The sequence below is a fragment of the Acinetobacter sp. NigerLNRRAM0016 genome, from assembly GCF_054112845.1.
This window is the reverse complement of the sequence record NZ_JBSYVT010000001.1, coordinates 161,095-182,333: the sequence shown is the minus strand read 5'-3', so window position 1 is coordinate 182,333 and position 21,239 is coordinate 161,095. Positions and strand designations below refer to the sequence as shown.

Below are 21,239 nucleotides of genomic sequence, written 5' to 3'. Positions count from 1 at the left end.
AGTGGACATTGATTTTCTGTGTAATAATGGGGGCGATTGCGCCCTTTTTTATTGGCTATCGTGTAGTGTCGACATCAATTGGTCAAATAGTCATGCTTCACTATAGTAGGTCTGTTTCATCGGTCAACATGGCCATTGAATCGCACAAAAATGACGAGAGTAAATGAAGTTATCAAATAAAACCCAAGCACTCCAAGATTTAATCGCTCCTGCAGTGCAAGCTTGTAATGTAGATCTTTGGGGGATTGAATTTATCCCACAAGGCAAACGTTCGTTATTGCGTATCTATATTGACAAAGCTATTGATGAAAATGTAGAACCAATTATCAATGAAGACGGTGAGGAAGAGCTCGGCCGTGGTATTGGCGTTCAAGACTGTGTGCGTGTCACTCAACAAGTGGGTGCTATGCTTGATGTACATGATCCAATTTCAGGGGAGTATGCGCTAGAAGTGTCATCTCCAGGTTGGGATCGTCCATTTTTCCAATTGGAGCAGATGCCTGCATATATTGGTCAACAAGTCGCATTACGTCTGATCAGTGCTGTAGAAAATCGTCGTAAGTTTCAAGCCAAATTGGTTGCCGTAGATCTGGAAAATGAAGTGATTCAGGTTGAAGTGGAAAAGCAACAGGTGCTTGAAATTGATAGTAACAATATCGACAAAGCAAATCTGGTCTATCAAGATTAATTCAATTTATAAGAATCTGAACAAATAGGTGACTTATGGCACGCGAAATCCTTACCGTCGTTGAAACGGTTAGTAACGAAAAAGGTGTAGGTCGCGAAGCAATTTTCGAAGCGCTTGAACAAGCTCTCGTTGCAGCGACGAAAAAGAAATTTTATGAAGGCACGCATTCTGAAGAAGCACGCTTACGTGTAGAGATTGATCGTAAAACGGGTGACTATCGTACTTTCCGTCAATGGGAAGTGGTTGCAGATGAAGATCATGAAATGCCTGCATGCCAAGATGCGATTTCTGATGTTGATCCTGCGAAATGGTCAATTGGCGACATCCGTGAATTGGAAGTGGAATCGATTGATTTCGGTCGTATTGCTGCGCAAATTGCGAAACAAGTGATTGTACAAAAGATTCGTGAAGCTGAGCGTGCTTTGGTTGCTGATGCTTATGAATCTAAAGTTGGTGAGCTAATTTACGGTGAAGTGAAAAAGCAAACCAAAGACGGTTTTATTATTGATCTCGGTGATAATGCTGAAGCGTATCTTGCGCGTGAAGAAATGATCGCAAAAGAGATTTTACGTCCAAAACAACGCGTCAACGCGATTTTGTTTAACGTGAATCGCGAAGGTCGTGGTGCACAATTGTTATTGTCACGTGCTCGCCCTGAAATGCTGATGGCATTGATGAAAAAAGAAATTCCTGAAATTTCTGAAGAAATCATCGAGATTAAAGCAGCAGCTCGTCAACCTGGTGTTCGTGCTAAAATTGCAGTGAAAACCAATGACCACCGTATTGATCCTGTAGGTGCATGTATTGGTATGCGTGGTACGCGTATTCAAGCGGTACAGCAAGAGTTGAATGGTGAGCGTATTGATGTGGTGGTTTGGTCTGATGATCCTGCACAGTACATCGCAAGCGCATTAGAACCAGCAGATGTTTCGGGTATCGTGATTGACGAAGAAGAACGTACTGCGGACATCATTTTCGCGACCAGCGATCAATTGGCGCGTGCCATTGGTTCACAAGGTCAAAACGTACGTTTGGCGTCTGAATTAACAGGCTACAAACTGAACATGATGCTTGAAGAAGAGTATCATGCACGTCAGCAAAACGAAGCTCAACAATACCTAGACTTGTTTGTTACACGTTTAGATATTGAAGAAGATTTGGCAATGGCTTTGGTTGAGATGGGCTTCACTTCTTTAGAAGAGATTGCTTATGTACCAGCTGAAACCTTTGATGAAATCGAATTAGATGCTGAAACTGTTGAATTACTGCAAAGCCGTGCGAAAGAAGTTGCATTGGCAGATGCATTACAACAGCAAGAAAATATCCAAGATCCAAGTGCTGAACTTCTTGCAATGGAAGGAATGACACAAGAAATCGCGTATGCATTGGCTGCACGCGGAGTAGTGACAGTTGATGACTTGGCAGACCAAGCAACTGACGATATCTCTGATATTGAAGGTTTAGGGGCTGAACAAGCGGGTCAATTGATTATGAAAGCGCGCGAATCATGGTTTAACTAGGAGGTAATATATGACGGACAAGTCGATTCAAGAGTTAGCACTCAGCGTAGGACGTCCTGTAGACAAGCTCCTAGAGCAGGTTCGCGATGCAGGTTTACCGCAACGTAAAGCTGACGACATTATTTCCACTGAACAACAAGATACCCTCGTTAAACATTTGAAGAAAGTTCATGGTCAGGACGTAGGGCAAGCAGGACAAATCACGTTGAAACGTAAAACGACAGGTACTGCCAAAGTGGCAAGTACCTCAGGTAAGGCTAAAACGATTAATGTAGAAGTTCGCAAGAAACATACATTTACTAAGCCAGATCCTGAACAAATCAAAGCAGAAGCTTTGGCAAAAGCACAAGCTGAACAACAAACACGTACAGCTGTTGATTCTAAAGCGAAAGTTGAGACTAAAGCTGAAGCTCCAGTAAACAAAGCGGCTGCAAACTTAGAAGCGATGCGTGCTGCTGCGAAGCAAGAAACCACAAAGCAAGAAACAGCGAAAGCTGCGGTTGTGGTGAAGCGTAAATCAACCAATAAGCCGATTGTAAAAGCTCAAGTTAAAGTAATTGAGACGCCTGAGCAGAAAAAAGCGCGTGAGGCTCAAGCAGCACAGCTTAAAGCAACTGAAGAAGCAGCGCGTCGTAAAGCAGCTGAAGAAGCACAACAACGTACGCTTGAACAGATGCGTCAGATGGCTTCAAAATATTCTTCTGACGATGCAGCACCGACAATTCGTGTGATTGATGACTCTCCGCTTGCAGCAGGTCTCGTTGGTCAAGCCTACGAAGATTCTTTCGCGAAAGAAGACCGTGAAATTAAGCGTGGTACAAGCACGACGAATACACGTTCATCGAAGAAAGGTGGTCGTCGTGGTGAAGAGCAATCATTCCGTGATAACTCTCATAAGCGCGGTTTGAAGTCTAGCCAAGCGAACAAACACGGTTTCGAAAAACCTGTTAAAAAACAGGTTTATGATGTAGAAATTGGTACCACGATTGTGGTGGCGGACTTGGCTGCAAAAATGGCAGTTAAAGTACGTGAAGTCATTAAATCACTCATGAAAATGGGTGAATTGGTTACACAAAACCAAGCGATTGATCAAGAAATTGCTGCACTTGTGGTTGAAGAAATGGGTCATAACCCAGTTTTAGTTTCTGAAACTCAAGCAGAAGACAACCTATTTGAAGCCGCTGAAGAAGCGCGTGGTGTTCAATCGACGCGTGCGCCAGTTGTTACGATTATGGGTCACGTTGACCATGGTAAAACCTCACTACTTGACCGTATTCGTCGCTCGAAAGTGGCTGCGGGTGAAGCAGGTGGTATTACTCAGCACATCGGTGCTTACCATGTGACAACGGACAAGGGTATCATTACTTTCCTTGACACACCTGGACATGCGGCATTTACTGCAATGCGTTCACGTGGTGCGAAAGCAACGGATATCGTCGTATTGGTTGTTGCGGCAGATGATGGTGTAATGCCACAAACTGCAGAAGCAATTGATCATGCACGTGCAGCGGGTACGCCAATCATTGTTGCAATCAACAAGATGGATAAAGAATCTGCTGATCCAGATCGTGTATTGAATGAATTGACCACTAAAGAAATCGTACCAGAGCAATGGGGCGGTGATGTTCCAGTTGCAATGGTATCTGCGCATTCTGGTATGGGTATCGATGAACTTCTTGACCTGATTTCAATCCAAGCAGAAATGTTAGAGTTGAAAGCATCTGAAGAAGGTGCAGCACAAGGTGTGGTCATTGAAGCGCGTGTAGACACCAGCCGTGGTGCAGTAACCTCTATCTTGGTACAAAACGGTACTTTGAAAGTAGGTGATCTTGTCCTTGCAGGTTCATCTTATGGTCGCGTTCGTGCGATGACTGATGAAAATGGTCAACGTATTAAGTCAGCAGGTCCATCGATTCCAGTGGAAATTCTGGGTCTTCCAGAAGCGCCAATGGCCGGTGACGAAGTTCTTGTTGTGAGCGATGAGAAGAAAGCGCGTGAAGTTGCCGATGCACGTATGGATCGTGAACGTCAAAAACGTCTTGAGCGTCAAAGCGCAATGCGTCTAGAAAACATCATGGCGTCAATGGGCAAGAAAGATGTGCCGATTGTCAACGTGGTATTGAAAACTGACGTACGTGGTACTTTGGAAGCATTGCACGTAGCCCTTGCTGAACTTGCGACGGATGAAGTTAAAGTTCGTATTATTGGTTCAGGCGTGGGTGCGATCACTGAATCTGACGTAACATTAGCTGAATCTTCAGAAGCGGTATTGCTTGGCTTTAACGTTCGTGCGGATAACACTGCGCGTCAAAAAGCGGATGCAGATGGTATCGACATTCGTTACTACTCAGTTATTTACCAATTGATTGACGATGTGAAAGATGCGATGAGCGGTAAGCTTGCGCCAGAACATCGTGAAACGATTCTGGGTGTGGCTGAAGTTCGTGAAGTGTTCCACTCAAGTAAGTTTGGTGCAGCAGCAGGCTGTATGGTTCTTGAAGGTCACTTACACCGTAATAAACCGATTCGCGTATTACGTGATGACGTGGTGGTCTTCCAAGGTGAGCTTGAATCTCTTCGTCGTTATAAAGATGTGGTTGAAGAAGTTCGTGCGGGCATGGAATGTGGTCTTGCGGTGAAAGGTTATAAAGACATCAAAGTCAAAGATAAGATCGAAGTCTATGATGTTCAACTGATTAAACGGAGTCTTTAATGGCGGGTAGTCAGCGTCTGAAGCGAATGGCAGATACAGTTCAACGCGAGTTGTCTGATTTAATCCGCCAAGAGCTGAAAGATCCACGCTTAGGTGGTCTTGTGACCATCTCTGCGGTGAAGGTCAGCCCAGATTTAGGCTATGCAGAAGTCTATGTCACTGTGATGGGACGTGAACTTGGCGATGAGCAAAGTGCCGCGGCAAATAAAGAAACGTTGGATGTCTTGAACAAGGCATCTGGTTTCTTGCGCCATGAACTCAGTCGTCGTATTAAGACACGTATTACGCCACGCTTGCGTTTCCATTATGACAAGACCAATGCCTATGGTAACTATATGTTTGGTCTGATTGCTGAAGCAGTGAAGGATTTACCTGCTGCTGAAGCAAAGCAACAAGATGATGAATAAGCTCAATTAAAATATTGAGTGAAATAAAAAAGCCACCTTCGGGTGGCTTTTTTTATGTCTAGGATTTAGTCACGACGGCGTTGGCGCTGCCAAGGCAATGGTCGATTTAAAGCTTCAGGTACATCACCACTCATGGAGCGCAAGCGTAAATGTAATGCGGCTTGTGCCATGAGGTTGGCGGAGACAGGTGCGGTGATGAAGGCGAGCAAGGTCAGTAGAATTTCGGCAAAGCCGATACGTCCTTGAAATGCTGAGTAAATCATGGCGGCAATCAGGAAGCTACCTAAGCCTAAAGTACTGGATTTGGTCGGTGCATGCAGTCGCATAAACAAATCGGGTAAACGCACCATACCAATGCCTCCAACCAGCATGAAGAATGCACCGATCAGCAAGAAAATAGAAACCAGAATTTCCATGAGTAATTGCATTAAAGGTTCTCCTTAATCGATGACATGGCCAGAGGTGAAGTAGCGCGCCAAAGCCACGGTTGAAACAAAGCCGAGCATGGCGACCAGTAGCGCCCCTTCAAACAGTGAAGTGGTGCTCCAGTAAATGCCCAACACCACAATCAGGCAGGTCGCATTCAGGAACAAAGTATCCAAAGCCAAGAGACGATCGACAATTGAAGGTCCAATAATCAGGCGACCCAGACACATCAACATCGACAGCGTAATCGCCACCATGCAAATCCCTAAAGCATAAGGCAAAATGGTCATGTGGCATCTCCTGAGTTGACGTGGAAGATTTCCAGTAGAGGCTTTTCGTAGCGGTTCTTAATGTCTTGAATATCAATCTCCGCATCATCCGTGCTTAAGGCATGTACCAAGATATCACCACGGTCTTGGTCAATTCCCGCAGAAACGGTACCAGGCGTGGTAGTGATGATCATTGCCAGCAAGCTATTCACTTCATCGTGCTGGGTTTCCAAAGGCACGCGATACCATTTGGGATGCAAGCGATCCATCGGCCCCAACACTAATTTTGCAATACGAATGTTGGAAATGATGATATCCCACAGCACCACAAAAAACAGTTTAATCGCGGCTGTCCAGTTGATGTTTGGGGTTTGCTGAATAAACGGTTGTACCAGACGAGGAATAATTATTGCCAGCAAAGCCGCCATGACCAAGGTGGCGGCATCTAAGCTATGCGCCAGCATAATCCAAGTGATGGCAACCAAAACCGAAACAAAAGGATGTGGCAGCCATCGACTAAGAAAATTTGTTTTTTGCATCGTTATGGCTCCACTGGTTTGAGTTGAGCATCATCAGGAATCAACATTTCTTGGGTCTGCTGTTCTTGAATTTGACGTAATTTGTACGGTGAAATATGTTCACCCGACAAGGTGTCTTCACTGATGGCATACGGAATTAAATGTGCATTTGGATCGAGTGTTTCACCACCATATTTGGTTTCAGGTAAGTTTTCAGGATCGAAAGGCTGCACACTGATCACTTGATTGAGTTCATCCTTTTTCAAAATCTTAGCTTCGTACAAAGCATTATTTTGAATCTGTAATGCCGCATTCTGGGTGTATTGCTGGATCGGTCCAGCCGCAACCATATACACCATTAAACCCGCCAACAGCATGTAAATTGCCGCATCATTGCGTGCCGGAGCTTGCTCTGGTGTGGCTTGATAAGCGATATAATCTGCTTCGGTATGGGTCAATTCTTCAGGTTTGCTAGCACGCCAGAACAGGATAAAACCGACACGGGTAAAGGCAATAATGCTTAACAGGCTGACAATCAGAATAACTGCAATAATGAGCCCTTGATAAGGTTCGTTAGCCGTCGCTTGTAGAATGAAAACCTTGCCCAAGTAGCCGCTGAAGGGTGGTAAACCAGCCATCATCAAGGCAATCAGGAAATAGCAGAGCGAAAGCACATGATGCTGCTTCATTTGCGGTGCAATTTTCAGATGGTCTTTATAGACCCCACGTTGTGAGGTAATCCAGCCACAGAGCAGATAAAATGCGGCTGCAATCAGGGTACTGTGTACCAGATAATACAGTGTAGCTGACCATGCCTGCGTATTCGTCATTGAGATGGCAATCAGCAGGGTGCCAATCGAAGACAACACCATAAATCCGACAAAGCGACGTAAGCGTTCCGCACCAATGGCACCAATTACACCATACAGTGAAGTGATCAAACCAATCGGTAATAACCAGTTCTGTAAAATGGATTGGCTCAATTCATCATCAAACACCGTCCCGTTGACCCGCAAAATCGCATAAATTCCGACTTTGGTCATGATGGTAAAGATGGCGGCAACAGGTGTGGTGGCAACCGCATAGGTCTTGGGTAGCCAGAAACCGACAGGGAGCATGGCGGCTTTAATGCCAAACACCACGAACAGCAGCAAACCACCTGCAACTGCGAGCTTGTGCTGATCAGGTTGTAGACTTGGGATGAGTCGTGCGACATCTGCCATATTCAAGCTACCAACACTGCCATAAATCATGCCCAGACCGATCAGGAACAGGGCAGAAGCCAACAGGTTGATGGTGACGTAATGAATACCCAACTGGAAACGTGCTTTGCCTTGTCCGTGTAAGAGCAAGACATAAGAAGCCATCAACAGGATTTCGAAGAAAACGAACAGGTTAAACAAGTCGCCTGTTAAGAAAGCACCACAGAGTCCCATCAGTAAGAAATGGAACATGGCATGGAAATAGCGACCACGTTCGTCCCATTCCCGGCTGGCAAACCACAACACAGGTACGGCAAGAGCGTAGGTTAAGACCAGCATTAAGGCAGAAAGCTGATCCAAGACCAAAACGATACCGAAAGGTGCCGTCCACTCGCTCAGGTTATAACTGCTGATTTGACCTTGACTGGCAATGATTAAATAGCTTACCGCAGTCGCAAGTCCCAGTAAGGACGAAATAAGACTGATACCACGTCGCCATGGCTGACGCCAGTCATAGGCAAGCGAACCTGAACCCGGATTGCCCAGTAAAACCAGTAGGAAGCCTGTGAAGGCAGGAATGATGATGCTAAAAATTGGTGTATGTTCGGCCCAAAATTGGATGAAATTATGCATTAAGGCTCATCCTCACGCGGGTCGACAAGACTAATCTCTTCTTTGGAGTCAACGTGGTCTGTCCCAGATTCATAACGGCTGCGTAACGCTAGCTGTACAATAAAGGCGGTGGTGGCAAAACCAATCACAATTGCGGTCAGTACCAGTGCTTGCGGTAATGGATCGGTGGATTTAGTCGCTTCGGTTAATACCGCTGGTGCATCGACCTGTACTCGACCCATGGCAAACAAGAACACATTGACGGCATAACCAATCATGGCTAAACCGAGCACGACTGGAAAGGTACGTGCTCGTAGAATCAGATAAATGCCAGTTGCAATTAACAGTCCAATCGCAGAGGCAATAAGAAATTCTAGACTAATCATATTATTTCCCCTTTGGTAATGGACCAGACATGCTGGAGTGACGTGAGTCGCCCAGTACCGAGATCATCAGCATGGTTGCGCCAACCACTGTGATATATACCCCGACATCAAAGGCTGCGGCAGAAGCCAAATGCATTTCACCCAAAATTGGCGGTGACACATAAATGTGTGCGCTGGTCAGGAATGGACGTCCCCAATACCAAGCCGCCAGTGCAGTTAAGCCAGCGATGGTTAAGCCTGTACCAATCCAGATTTCATATAAACGCCCAGATTTGGCTTTCAGCATTTGCTCGGCTTGGTCCTGACCTAAAGCAATATACTGAATGATCAGCGCCAAGGAGGTGATTAAGCCTGCAATGAAGCCACCGCCTGGATAGTTATGTCCGCGTAGGAAAATATACAGGCTGATGACCAGTGCCAAAGGCAAAATCCAAGACGAAGCGATACGCAGCATTAAAGGGGAGGGGTTGAAACGATAGGTTAAGCCCTGAGTCATGGTGGTGCCATGCGTACGCATGCCATCCATCAAACATAGGGTCCCAATCCCGGCAATGCCCAATACGGTAATTTCCCCGAAGGTATCGAAACCACGGAAATCGACCAGAATCACGTTGACCACATTGGAGCCGCCACCCAACGGAATGGACTGTTGCAAGAAGAACCACGAAATCGAATTATGATCACGGGTTAGTATTAGCCAAGTGATCCAGCCAATCCCGACACCCCCCGCAATCGCAATAATGGCATCGCGCCAACGACGTGCCTGCGTAGATTCATAAGGGGTGAGCTGTGGTAATAGCGAAAGGCTCATCAGCAGCAATACGGTTGTTACCACATCGACAGTGATTTGGGTCAATGCCAAATCAGGCGCTGACAAGGTCACGAATACCATAGTGACCACGAGACCGATCGCACCACTGATCAGTACGGCTTTAATGCGTTCATGGTGGAACCAGAGCATCATCCAACAAGCCGAGAACAACAGCAGCCACAACACAATGGCCAGCATTGGGGCATGAGTCAGTTCGCGTGTACCTGTGGTCAAACCCTGACCGATTAAAGGTACAGCAACCATGACAATACTGAATGCCACAATCCAGATCAGATAGGTCTGTAAGGAACCTGTTTCGGTTTTGCGTTTAATCTTGCGTGAAGTCAGTAATAAATGTTTCAGGAAAGATTCAAAGAGAAGCTTGCCTTGAAATGGACCCAAAGCAGGATCTAAATCGATACTGCGCAGTTTACGGTTTTTGGCAAGTGCGAAGTAAAAACTTAACCCTCCGACCAGTGCAATTAGACTCATCACCAAAGGCAGGTTAAAGCCATGCCAGATGGCTAAATGGGTTCCTGAAAAATCATGCAGTTGGGTGCTGGTACGTGCAGTGCTATTGACGATATGTTCAACTGTCAGAGCTGGGAATATACCCACAACAATACATAAAATCGCCAAGAAAATGGCAGGGGCACGCATGCCAATCGGTGGTTCGTGTCCTTCTTTATTGGGAACTTGTTCCCCCAGTGGACCATCAAAGAACACACCGTGCACCAAGCGTACCGAATAGGCTACTGCGAAGATCCCTGCAAAAGTGGCAATGATTGCAGCCAAAATCAGCACAGGACCATTCAAGTTTGCCAGCAATTCGGTAAAGAACATCTCTTTGGACAAAAAGCCGTTGGTCAGCGGGACACCTGCCATAGCCGCGGCAGTCACCATAGTCAAGGTCGCGGTGAATGGCAGCAACTGCCAGACCCCACTCAGCTTGCGTAAATCACGTGTACCTGTTTCATGATCGACGATCCCCGCAATCATAAACAACGCCGCCTTAAAGGTGGCGTGGTTGATGATATGGAAAATGGCCGCAGCAACCGCCAGCGGTGAACCGATACCCAACAGGCATACGATTAAGCCGAGATGACTGATGGTGGAGTAAGCCAACAGACCTTTGAGATCTTCTTTGAAAATGGCAAAGAAAGCCGCCATACACAGGGTAAACAAGCCAACAAAGGTCACAATATTGTGATACAGCGCAGCCCCTGCAAAAATTGGGAGCAAGCGTGCCAGCAGGAAAATCCCGGCTTTCACCATGGTGGCTGAATGCAGATAAGCGGAAACCGGAGTGGGTGCCGCCATGGCATTCGGTAGCCAGAAGTGGAACGGGAATTGCGCACTTTTGGTAAATGCACCCAATAAAATCAGCAATAAGGTCGGAACAAACAGCGCATGACTTTGAATTTGTTCTGACATGGTCAGAATCTGGTCAATTTCATAGGTGCCCGTAATTTGTCCCAGCAGTACAAAGCCCCCCAGCATTGCCAAGCCACCCATGCCCGTAATGGTCAGAGCCATGCGTGAGCCGCGCTGTGCAACGTCATAGTTGCTCCAGTAGCCGACGAGCAGGAAGGAAGAAATACTGGTGAGTTCCCAAAAAATTAACAGCAAAATTAAATTATTGGAAAGAGAGATGCCCAACATCGCGGCCATAAACAGCATCAGCAACATATACAGTTTGCTTAATGAATTTTTGGGACTCAGGTAATAATAGGCATAAATAAAAATGAGGGTACCGATACCGGTAATCAGCAAAGAGAAGAGTAGACCTAAGGCGTCGAGTCGAAAACTCAGATCAATCCCCAGTTGTGGTAACCATGACCAGCTTTGAAGGATGACTTCGCCATGAAAGACCTGCTTTGCTTGAGTCAGTAACAGAATTAAACTACTTAAACTGACTCCGATAGCCCCGAAAGCCGTTACCCCGCGAGAGAATTTCTTCAGCCACGAGACAAGGGTTGTGCCAAGTACTAACGGTAACAAGATAATAATTGGTAGCACACTTGTATCCATTGTCGTGATAGGTCGAAACCTAAGGGTGAATCTTATCTTTCAAGGATTACAGGACAGCAAAGAGATATCCAAAAATACTCAATCTTGAAAGCCGTAAAGAAAATAAAAAACGAAAAACAAGTTGTGTTGCGCAACTTGCAAAATTATAGCAAAACAAAATTTTACTATAAAAAAGGCAAATAAATCTGATCTTATTACATGAATAAAACAACATCAAACCATTTCGCGCACACCTGTCCGATTATACGCGCAGAACTCTGATTTGAGGTTAAAACTTAGCTGCCGAATGCAGTCCAAATCGGCAATTAAGAGGAGGGATCCTTGAAGGAAGAATCATTCGCTTGTTGCCAAAGTTGTTGTAATTCGGTTTGGGCTTCGGGCGAAAGTTGCTGAATCTGTGCATACAGGTGCTGAGCAGTAGACAGGGCAGGCTCATCAGACAATTGTTCCAATGTTGCAGCACCCGACAAGGAAATTTGGCTGAGTTCGGCATAAATCTGATCAAATTGCTGCTGCAGCGGTTGCAGCAGAATGTCCTGTACACCTTGTGGACCTAGTTGCAGACATTGGTAGGCAGCGGCATTTTCGAGGAGTTCAATGCGGTTGCCTGTGGCAATAATTTGCAGACGTGGAAAAGCCTGATGTAAATGTTGCAAAATCTGGCTGCAGTGGTTTTGATCGAGTTGTTCATCAATTGCATCAATCAATAACACCCCATCACCTTCCAAGCAAGGATATAGGCTGAGGGGATTGAGCAAGCACATTCGCCGTACAATATCGCCAATCAAGGCAATCCAGTTCTTTTGACTACTGGACAGCTGTTGAAATTGCATGACCTTGCCTTGGTAGTTCACCATCAATTGCAGTTTCGGCTGATACTGCACAAAAATATCCTGTAGTTCAGGTACAAGGATTTTCAGGCTATCTTTCAAGGCTTTTAAACAGGGCGCGTGCAGTTGCACATGCGCCTGAAACAAGGTGTTGGGAACATTTTCAGGCTGTAAATGTGGTCCTAGATGTAATTTATCCCGCATCAGTTGCTGGAACAGTTGTGCGGTTTGGGCATTTTCCAGATCACTGATTTCACGAAACCATTCAAAGAAACGACTAAAGGTGGTAAATGGGATGGCTGCGACTTCATAGGCATGCGCCGCTTGAAATACAATTGGATTGTTTTTACTGAGCAGATTGATTTCATTGACAAAGCGTTCAGCGGGGTAATAGGCAATCAAGGGCAAGCCCTGCATCGGGTCTTGTTGTAGTGCCCGATGGTAGAGCTGTACCAGTTGTTCCAGTTGATCGGTTTCTGCTTTGCTGAGTCCAATGCCTTGCTGATTCAGGGTTTTATAGAGTTGCCAACTGCAACGATTCGAGGCTTCAGCTTGTGCCGTTTCAGATTCAGCGAGGGTGCCAATGTCCGTAGGGATTTCGACACTAATCTGGACTTTGGATTGCAGGCGACTGTACATGATGTCCTGATCAAGCATCACCACACCCGCACTGCGCAAATCTTTATAGCGAGCAGAAAACCATGTCAGTGCTTGATAGGCATGTTTTAAAATACTGGTTTTGCCTGTCGCCTGATCGCCTAGAATGAGGGTAATTGGCTGATCGTGATACTGAAATTGCAGTTGTAAATTGGCAAACAGATTGGTGTGTTTGAGCTGTATCGATTCGATTTTCATATAAGCCCCGCATTCGTGCAACGGCTAGCCTGCTGCTTGGCGTAATGAGCTAGGCATCCTATTTTTCAGTTGTTGCATCAAGTCGTAAATATGGTGAATATTTAGACTTACTTTAGCACGAGTGCAAGCGACATACAGCAATCTTAACTCTTCGTCACTAATTTTATGATCTTGCTCAGTCAGCTTAAATTGATAGTCATCTTCAATGTGCACACGGTCCCATTCCAGCCCTTTGGCTTTGTGCGCCGTAGAAATAATATAGTCGGCGTGTTCAATCGGCGTAATTTTGGCTAAAGCACGTTTGAGTGGATCGGTGCCATGATCATCCACCAGTTTCACTAACGGTTTAATGTCACTGCCTTCATTGGTTTCACAATATTCATGCACATCATGCCAAGAATTAAACCACGCCAGTTCAGGTACATCGGTCACGCGTTTGCCTTGTTTCAGCATGCTGGCGGCATCGACAAAACGATTGAGTTTGACGTGGTCGGCTTGCAGGCTGACTTTATCTCCATGCACCAAACCCGAAAGCAGTAGTTCCATGGCGCGGGCATTGGTACGGCATAAAATTGCATCACGCATTTTGGTATGCGGTTTATTCACGACTTTGGAATTGAGTAATGGATTACCTAAAAGCGGCACTTTTTCATTGAGTGCGCCCAAAATCGCATTGGCATTTTGCGCGATGCTTTCGCCAAAGCGGAATGAGATGGTCAAACGAGATTCGGGCAAGGGCAGCTGCTGCATGGCATTGACGGCACCACGCCAAGCATAAATTTGCTGATGCGCATCGCCGACATAAATCACTTGGGTATTCCGTTGCCGCAGCAAAATGCCCAACATTAACGGATCGGCATCCTGTGCTTCATCAAACAAGACATAATCTGCAGGAATATTGGGTTCAGACAGCGCCCAAAGTTTCAGATAAATATCATGCCCAATACCAGCTTGATGATTGGGATCAACCGATTCCAGCCAGCGTCGTTCAACCGCAGGATAAAGGTGCTTTTGTAGCGTTTCGATATCATCGGGATGCAACCAGTTCGGCGCTTGCAAATGTCGCGGCGCAGGGTACTGTGAACTGGTCGAGCAGAAATAGCTGACGGCATTCGCCACCAGACTGGCAAGACGACTCGGCATCAGCACGTATTTTTCATAACGTCCGCCCATCATGCGTCTTAAGGTAATCGGTTCTAGGCGATACTCTTTGGCAATGAAGCTGGGGCTGAGTCGGGGTAAACGCAGTTTGTCGGTAATTCCACGTGGAACACTACGAAAGGCTAACGAGTGAAAGGTACGGCAATCCACATTGGAGTGGAACTTCTGCTGGGCTTCACTGGCGATGGCTTTGTTAAACGCGAGATACATGCCACGTCGTTGCGGCATGGCATCACTGATCATTTGCAGGGTGGTGGTTTTACCTGTGCCCGCATAGGCAATCACTTTAAAGGATTGTCCCAGACGCGCGTTATCAATGGCAGTCGCCTGCTCATAGGTTGCGCTCGGTTTTGGATGTGGATTAGACACAGGCAAAAAGGCTTTAGTGGCTACGGTTGGCTTTTTCAACCAAACCTGACAGTCCTTGGCGACGTGCCAATTCATTCAATACCAGTTGTGGATCAAGGTCGAAATGACCCAACATCACAATGGTATGGAACCACAAATCTGCAACTTCATAAATCAGGTCATTTTTATTGTCTGCATTGGCTGCCAGTTGTAGCTCTTTGGCAGCCAAAATGCTTTCGACACTTTCTTCACCGACTTTTTCTAGAATTTTGTTCAAACCTTTGTGATAGAGCTTCGCCACATAAGACGAGTCTGGATCTGCAGCTTTGCGTTCTGTCATCATCTGACCGAGATAGGATAAAACTTCCACCTGTTCCGATTGCGTATTCGATGCATTCATGGCAAGGGTATGCGGGTTACTGGATTTTTCGCCATAAATCGCGTTTGGATCCTTCAGTTGTGCATCCACAATTTCCCAACCTTGCGGAGTGAGTTTGCGGTAGAAGCATGATTCACGACCGGTATGGCAAGCAATGCCACCATGCTGTTCAATTTGCAGCACAATCACATCGGCATCGCAATCCAGACGAATTTCATGTACGGTTTGAAAGTGTCCAGATTCTTCCCCTTTGTGCCACAACTTGTTACGTGAACGGGAAAAATAAACCGCCTGATTTTTTTCAGCAGTGAGTGCCAAGGCTTCGCGGTTCATCCACGCCACCATCAGCACGCGTCCTGTTTGATGATGCTGTGCAATGGCAGGGACTAAACCTTGTTCGTTAAATTTTACTTCATCGAGCCAGCGCACGTTGTTCATAGGGACTTCACCAAAATCAGTTAATCGAAAAGAATATTCAGGTTGATGCGAAAAACATCAGGCTATAGTGTAGGGGATCGGGCTGGATTTGTGTTAATTATCTTTCATCAATTTGCCCAGTCTGGGCGTTGCAACATGAACTCGGCACCGTTCATTCATGTTGCAGATCTCAGGTTTAAAGTGCTTGCATGACCTCGGCAAAGCGCTGTTTTTCAACCAGTTCCAAGAACTCATCGCCCAGACGTTGGCTTTCAGCCACACACTGTTTCCAGAGCTGGATACGGCGCTGCGGTTCCAAGTCTTTCAGGATGAAGTCTTTACGATCAGGTAAACGCCCCAAAGGTAAACTGGCCAGATAATCCTGCGAAGGTGAAATCAGCAGAGTGCGTGCTTGATTCTTCGGATTGGCTTTGCGCGATTTAAACATCTTGTCAAACCAGCCCGGGGTAATGCTGTCGCTAAAATGTGGATAGAGCACAATCCCTTGGCTTTCAAAGGGTAAATCGATGTGATAGTCAATTAAACCACCATCACGATAGGCACCTTGCGGGGCATTACGGATATTTTTGACCGCAGGCGTTACCCCCGGAATCGAACCTGAGGCCATGAGCCAGTCTGCAACATTGTCAGCATTGAAGTTGAGATAATGAGTGGTGAAGCTATCCTCTTTAATTTTGAACTGCGGGAAATGCTGCGGCTGGCAAATCACGCGTTGCATAAATAGATTTAAATGCTGACGTGCAATGGCATTGCTCCCAACAATACCGAGCAAAGAGCCATACAAGGCAAGACGCTGATCACTTTGGAATAAATGTTGGGCTTTGGCCGCAATGATGGTCAGGTGATAGTCAGGGTGTTCAACCAATTTTGGGGTTTGCTGATTTAAAATGCCTGCCAGCATGTCGCGTGAAATTTTTTCAATCTCGGCAATTTTCATCTTTTTATGAAAAGGCAGATGGATATATAACTCCGCCAATTGCTCAGGACCCAGCGTTTCACCTTGCGCCAAAATCCCTGCAAAGCGCCATGCGCCGACAGAAGAACCTACTAAAAAGCGGCGCTGTTTGGCTTGCGGCAGAAAACTGCCAAAGATGGCCTGATCAAGACCTGTTAAACCGATGCCTTTGGGACCACCTGCCGCACCGGGTAAAATATCGACCTGTTTAGCATGGAAGCCTTCTTGTTGGATCAGTTGCCGAGCCAGATGACCAGCACGAATGTTCAAGGCGGGTGAGCGCTTTTCAAGAATTTGAATCATGGTGCAATTATAAATATACGAATGTGCACTCAGTTTAAAAGTTCTGTCTAGGGTCTCAATGGCGTGGAAAAACTTTAGGTGACTTGGTAGTCACTTTGGTGCGGTGAGCTAAAAATAAACAATACTGTGGATAACTCTCAGGCTATCCACAGTATGTTTTATCCGCAAGTGTTTATTTAAACAGGCGCCAAATTGACAATAGACTAGCGCAGATAATCAAAACAATGGAGATGTACCACGGGGCAATAATCGCAATCGACAGGAAAATGGCCATCAGGCTGCCAAAAATCCAACTGCGTTTTTGTTGATGCTCCATTTGCAGACGCAGGCTTTGCAGTTCATTCAACTGTTTGGCATTCCAAGCTGACTGATTTTTCAAGCCATTTAAGCTGTCCACCAACAGGGTTGGGAAATCCTGCGCACCCAAAAGTAAATCGGGGATTTTCTGTCCAAGTTCTTTCAGGTTTTTCTGCGGGTTCATTTGCGCTTTGATCCAATCAGTCAGGATTGGTTTTGCTAAGCTCCAGATGTCTAATTCTGGATACAGGTCAGTGCCCAGACCTTCTACATGTACCAATGTTTTCAGCAGTAACATCAATTGCGGCGGAATTTCTAAATGGAAACGGCGTGCAATATCCATGACCTGAATTAGAATGCCAGCAAAGTCCAATTCGTGCATTGGTTTTGAAACCATCGGTCCTACCGTGCGACGCATTTCACGTGCCAAGGCATCTTGGTCGGTGCCCGGTGGAATCCAGCCAGCTTGATGCACAATCTGAATCAGCTGCATAAAGTCACTGTTCATCACTGCCAGTAACATGCGCGCCACGGTCATTTGGTCGTGCTTGGACAATTCGCCCATAATCGCACAGTCCAGCGCAATAAAGCGTGGATTGCTCGGATTGATGGTTTCCACAAACACGTTGCCTGGATGCATATCCGCATGGAAGAAGTTGTCGCGGAACACTTGGGTAAAGAAGATGGTTAAACCTTTTTCAGCCAAATCTTTACGATCCATGCCCATACGGTCAAAGGTCGCCGTGTCGGAAATCGGCACGCCAGTAATGCGCTCCGCGACCATCACTTCTTTACTGTCCATATAGACTTCAGGCACGTACATCATGCTTGAACCGGTAAAGTAATGACGCATGCGACGGGTGTTGTCCGCTTCTAAGGTCAGATCCAATTCGTTCAGGATAATTTGACGATAATCCTGAATAATCTCAGAAAGATGCAGCGCACGTGCCGCTTCAAGACGCTTTTCTAAAGTGGCTCCGAGCCATTCTAAAATTTCGAAATCTTGCAGAATCTGGCTACGAATATCAGGGCGGGTGACTTTTACCACCACTTCACGACCATCATGCAGGGCAGCAGTATGCACTTGTGCAATTGATGCTGCGGCAAGCGGTTGTTCATCAAAGCGGCTGAACAGGGTGGCAACATCGGCTTTCAACGATTGTTGAATACGTGTTTTTGCGACATCGCTACCAAAGGGTTTGACGCGATCTTGCAACAACACCAGTTGCGCCAGCACTTCAGGTGGAATCAAGTCACGACGGGTCGAGAGTAATTGACCCAGCTTAATCGCCAGCGGTCCCATATCTTCAAGCGCTTGCTTGAGTTTTAGTGGATTTTTACGTTCTTTACTCGACCATGCTGCAGGGTGCATGCGAATAATCGCCAGCGCATGACGTGCCTTTTCAGGTAATTCTTCCGCAGGAAACAACGTGTCGAGTCTATAGTGCGCAGCAATGCGCCAAAGTTCGAGTAAACGTGAAACGTGCGGAATCATAAAGTGTATTACCTAAATTTAAAGAGAGTCTGGAAGGGCATCAATTTGACGTTGCAGTTGCTGGATTTTGGCTTCTGCACGGTCAAGGTTCTGATTCAAAAGACGGGTGTCTTGTTGCAGGTCATCCATTTGCCAACGTGCAGCAAACAAGCCTGAATCTTCTTTGAGGGCATCTTCAGCAAAGAATAGATGGCTCTGTAAAGAGCGCTTTAGATGTTTGGGTGCAAGTTGGATTTTGCCCAGTTCATGCGCCAAGGCAGGTCCAATCCAAGGACTAAGATGCGCAGCCAAATCGGGTTCAGCCTGTTGCATGATTCTTTGGAGATCTTGCAATAAATGATAGTCACCTTGTACAGGAATGGTGCCGACATCTTCTGCTAAAAAGAGTTTCAGCAGTTCGATCACATTTTTAACCTGTAAGGTGGCTGTTGCAGCAGTAATGGTTTGCTGCGGATCAAACGGGCGTTGCTCAAAAATGGACGGACGCTCTGCCTGACCTGTAACACTCGGTTCAAGACGCACTTTGTCTTGATCAAAGAAGACATCCACCGAGAGTTGCGGTGACTCGAGCACCACGCGCAACATTTTACCTTGCAGTTGATTGAGCTGAATGCGCGTGATGGCATCCAGATCAATCACATGGTGAATCAAGCGTTCAACTGCACCAAGTGCCAGAATTGACCACATAGCTTAACCTTCACCAGTCCGTTTAGAGTTTAAAACCACGGTGTACAGCCACGATACCGCCAGTGAGGTTATGGTAGTCACAGTTCTGGAAGCCAGCCTGTTCCATCATGCCTTTCAGGGTACGTTGGTCTGGGTGCATACGAATCGATTCAGCCAAGTATTTATAGCTTTCAGAGTCATTGGCGATAATTTTGCCCATGATTGGTAGAGCCGTGAAAGAATACAAGTCGTAGAGTTTAGAGAATGGTTCGAACACAGGCTTCGAGAATTCCAATACCAGAAGGCGACCACCTGGCTTAAGCACACGGTACATGGCTGCCAGTGCCGCATCTTTATCGGTCACGTTACGTAAGCCAAAGCTGATGGTAAGCAAGTCAAAGCTGTTGTCAGCAAAAGGTTCCAAGGTTTCTGCATTCGCCAAGACGAAGTCGACATTGGTACAGCCAGCATCAATCAGACGGTCACGACCGACGTTGAGCATCGATTCGTTAATATCTGAAAGTACTACATGACCTGTAGGACCGACTTCACGGCTAAAGACTTTCGCCAAGTCGCCTGTACCGCCTGCAATGTCTAATACGTGTTGACCACGGCGCACACCTGACATGTTAATCGCAAAGCGTTTCCAGAGGCGGTGAATACCAAAAGACATTAAGTCATTCATGATGTCGTATTTGCTGGCAACCGAATGGAACACTTCCGCAACTTTCTGTGCTTTGTCTTCACTGTTCACGGTTTGGTAACCGAAGTGGGTGGTCGCACCGACGTTGCCCGTATTGGCACCGCGTGGCAGGTTGTATTTTGGTACTGTGCCATTCACAGGCGTATCGGTTAATTGTTGTTGTAAGGATTGTTGCTGCCCTTGAGGGATACCCTCAGGAAGTGGGCTGTTTAGGAAGGGGCTGACTTTGTCTGTTTGTTGAGCCGACTCAGGTGTAGGGGTAGGCGTTTGATTTTCATTAGACATTCAAGTCACTCCTAACATAAAAATAGGGTTAATGTTGCAGTGCAAGCATGATGACAGATTCTCAGCCGATGTACAGCAATCATCATGCAATTGTTATGAATAATATACAGAAAAAATGACCCATCCTGTATCTGTATGCACGATTTTATCCCGCTGCGAATGCGCTGTTATTGGAACGGATGCAGATCACCTGCATGCACTTTGGCAATAATTTGACGTTCAATGGCGGTGAAATCTTTGACAAATTGCTCTGCCGATTTTAAGGGTTTCATGGCCAAAAAACCGTCCTGCATAAATTCGTACATCACGTCGAAATGGTGTTTATACGCCACCCCTTTACACATTTTGAATGCGGTATAAACCATGAATGAACGCATGTATTTGTCGAGGCTGGCGCCCAACTGATCCAGCAGTTCCAGTTGATGTAAACGGGGTTGTCCTTGATCGAGCTTTAAATAGCTGAGGCGCATCATTTCATCGGTCAGTGGGGTGTTCGGGGCATAGTCTTCGAGCAGTTGTAGGGCTACTTGTTCATCCAACTGAACGGCAAGGATTGCCAACTCAACCCCTGCGGTGCCTGTTCTAATCGCATTTTCTGGAATCAGTTTCTCGGCTTTGTGCACATATTTCATCATGCGGGCTATTTGTTTGGCCAAAGCATCAAAATCGGGGCCACCGTATAAACGGTTCAAAAAGTACTGCGCCATCAATTGGTTATTTTTCACTGCGAAGTGCTGTTGATGGGTGCGTTGCATCCGCTGTTTTTGCCACATTTGCACATCTTGCAGACGTTGAAATAGCTCAGCATTATGGTGATATTGCAATTGATAATACTGTTCTAGTAGGTCATCTAGTACTGCAAGTTTAGACATGAGCTATCTCAATTTGAAACGTGTGCAAATCTTAGAGCTTGTTGCACGTTCCCGCCATGACAAAATGAT

18 protein-coding genes are annotated in these 21,239 nt (G+C 46.2%); 4 read left to right on the top strand and 14 right to left on the bottom strand.

From position 1 onward, the window contains the following. Positions 1–163 precede the first annotated feature (163 nt). The 4 genes from rimP to ACWQ4X_RS00845 are packed head-to-tail and all read left to right on the top strand — an operon-like array spanning position 164 to position 5,328. Positions 164–688, top strand: coding sequence for a ribosome maturation factor RimP (gene rimP / locus ACWQ4X_RS00860; RefSeq protein ID WP_142769655.1), 525 nt, complete (start codon positions 164–166; stop codon positions 686–688). Between the two features lie 35 nt (positions 689–723). Next, positions 724–2,208, top strand: a complete 1,485-nt coding sequence (gene nusA / locus ACWQ4X_RS00855; protein ID WP_100240433.1) for a transcription termination factor NusA — start codon at positions 724–726, stop codon at positions 2,206–2,208. 10 nt (positions 2,209–2,218) lie between these two features. Beyond that, positions 2,219–4,921 (top strand): translation initiation factor IF-2, encoded by a 2,703-nt coding sequence (gene infB / locus ACWQ4X_RS00850; protein WP_457902384.1) that lies wholly within the window; start codon positions 2,219–2,221, stop codon positions 4,919–4,921. Next, positions 4,921–5,328: a ribosome-binding factor A gene (locus tag ACWQ4X_RS00845; protein ID WP_457902383.1), complete on the top strand. Its 408-nt coding sequence runs from the start codon at positions 4,921–4,923 to the stop codon at positions 5,326–5,328. Before infB ends, ACWQ4X_RS00845 begins: the two co-directional genes overlap by 1 nt. Before the next feature lie 65 nt (positions 5,329–5,393). Here ACWQ4X_RS00845 and ACWQ4X_RS00840 read toward each other — a convergent pair whose 3' ends face one another. The 14 genes from ACWQ4X_RS00840 to ACWQ4X_RS00775 all read right to left on the bottom strand — a co-directional run bounded on the left by ACWQ4X_RS00840 (position 5,394) and on the right by ACWQ4X_RS00775 (position 21,170). Then, entirely contained in the window at positions 5,394–5,756 is a 363-nt protein-coding gene (locus tag ACWQ4X_RS00840; RefSeq protein WP_100240436.1) for a Na+/H+ antiporter subunit G, read from the bottom strand. A 12-nt stretch (positions 5,757–5,768) separates the two neighbouring features. After that, positions 5,769–6,044: a monovalent cation/H+ antiporter subunit F gene (locus ACWQ4X_RS00835; RefSeq protein WP_100240437.1), complete on the bottom strand. Its 276-nt coding sequence runs from the start codon at positions 6,042–6,044 to the stop codon at positions 5,769–5,771. Next, positions 6,041–6,562 (bottom strand): Na+/H+ antiporter subunit E, encoded by a 522-nt coding sequence (locus ACWQ4X_RS00830; protein WP_100240438.1) that lies wholly within the window; start codon positions 6,560–6,562, stop codon positions 6,041–6,043. The genes ACWQ4X_RS00835 and ACWQ4X_RS00830 overlap by 4 nt, the downstream gene beginning before the upstream one ends. A 2-nt stretch (positions 6,563–6,564) precedes the next feature. After that, positions 6,565–8,376, bottom strand: a complete 1,812-nt coding sequence (locus ACWQ4X_RS00825; protein WP_457902382.1) for a monovalent cation/H+ antiporter subunit D — start codon at positions 8,374–8,376, stop codon at positions 6,565–6,567. Next, positions 8,376–8,741 carry a Na+/H+ antiporter subunit C gene (locus tag ACWQ4X_RS00820; RefSeq protein ID WP_100240440.1) on the bottom strand — a complete coding sequence of 122 codons (366 nt, stop codon included), beginning with the start codon at positions 8,739–8,741 and terminating at the stop codon, positions 8,376–8,378. The genes ACWQ4X_RS00825 and ACWQ4X_RS00820 overlap by 1 nt, the downstream gene beginning before the upstream one ends. Before the next feature lies 1 nt (position 8,742). Continuing rightward, the gene (locus ACWQ4X_RS00815) at positions 8,743–11,583 is read right to left on the bottom strand and encodes a monovalent cation/H+ antiporter subunit A (RefSeq protein WP_457902381.1); all 2,841 of its coding nucleotides are present in this window, start codon (positions 11,581–11,583) and stop codon (positions 8,743–8,745) included. A gap of 305 nt (positions 11,584–11,888) precedes the next feature. Further along, positions 11,889–13,268 carry an ATP-binding protein gene (locus ACWQ4X_RS00810; protein WP_457902380.1) on the bottom strand — a complete coding sequence of 460 codons (1,380 nt, stop codon included), beginning with the start codon at positions 13,266–13,268 and terminating at the stop codon, positions 11,889–11,891. Between the two features lie 24 nt (positions 13,269–13,292). Continuing rightward, positions 13,293–14,804, bottom strand: coding sequence for a UvrD-helicase domain-containing protein (locus ACWQ4X_RS00805; protein ID WP_457902468.1), 1,512 nt, complete (start codon positions 14,802–14,804; stop codon positions 13,293–13,295). A 7-nt stretch (positions 14,805–14,811) separates the two neighbouring features. Beyond that, positions 14,812–15,594, bottom strand: a complete 783-nt coding sequence (gene hisIE, locus ACWQ4X_RS00800) for a bifunctional phosphoribosyl-AMP cyclohydrolase/phosphoribosyl-ATP diphosphatase HisIE (protein WP_457902379.1) — start codon at positions 15,592–15,594, stop codon at positions 14,812–14,814. A 175-nt stretch (positions 15,595–15,769) separates the two neighbouring features. Further along, on the bottom strand, positions 15,770–16,852 hold the full coding sequence (locus ACWQ4X_RS00795) for a patatin-like phospholipase family protein (protein ID WP_457902378.1): 1,083 nt from the start codon (positions 16,850–16,852) through the stop codon (positions 15,770–15,772). Between the two features lie 172 nt (positions 16,853–17,024). Then, entirely contained in the window at positions 17,025–18,644 is a 1,620-nt protein-coding gene (locus ACWQ4X_RS00790) for an ABC1 kinase family protein (protein ID WP_100240445.1), read from the bottom strand. Between the two features lie 18 nt (positions 18,645–18,662). Beyond that, positions 18,663–19,331: a ubiquinone biosynthesis accessory factor UbiJ gene (locus tag ACWQ4X_RS00785; RefSeq protein ID WP_457902377.1), complete on the bottom strand. Its 669-nt coding sequence runs from the start codon at positions 19,329–19,331 to the stop codon at positions 18,663–18,665. Between the two features lie 22 nt (positions 19,332–19,353). Next, positions 19,354–20,298 carry a bifunctional demethylmenaquinone methyltransferase/2-methoxy-6-polyprenyl-1,4-benzoquinol methylase UbiE gene (ubiE, locus tag ACWQ4X_RS00780; RefSeq protein WP_142769643.1) on the bottom strand — a complete coding sequence of 315 codons (945 nt, stop codon included), beginning with the start codon at positions 20,296–20,298 and terminating at the stop codon, positions 19,354–19,356. A gap of 167 nt (positions 20,299–20,465) precedes the next feature. Next, complete coding sequence (locus ACWQ4X_RS00775; RefSeq protein ID WP_457902376.1) at positions 20,466–21,170, bottom strand: FFLEELY motif protein; 705 nt, start codon at positions 21,168–21,170, stop codon at positions 20,466–20,468. Positions 21,171–21,239 lie beyond the last annotated feature (69 nt).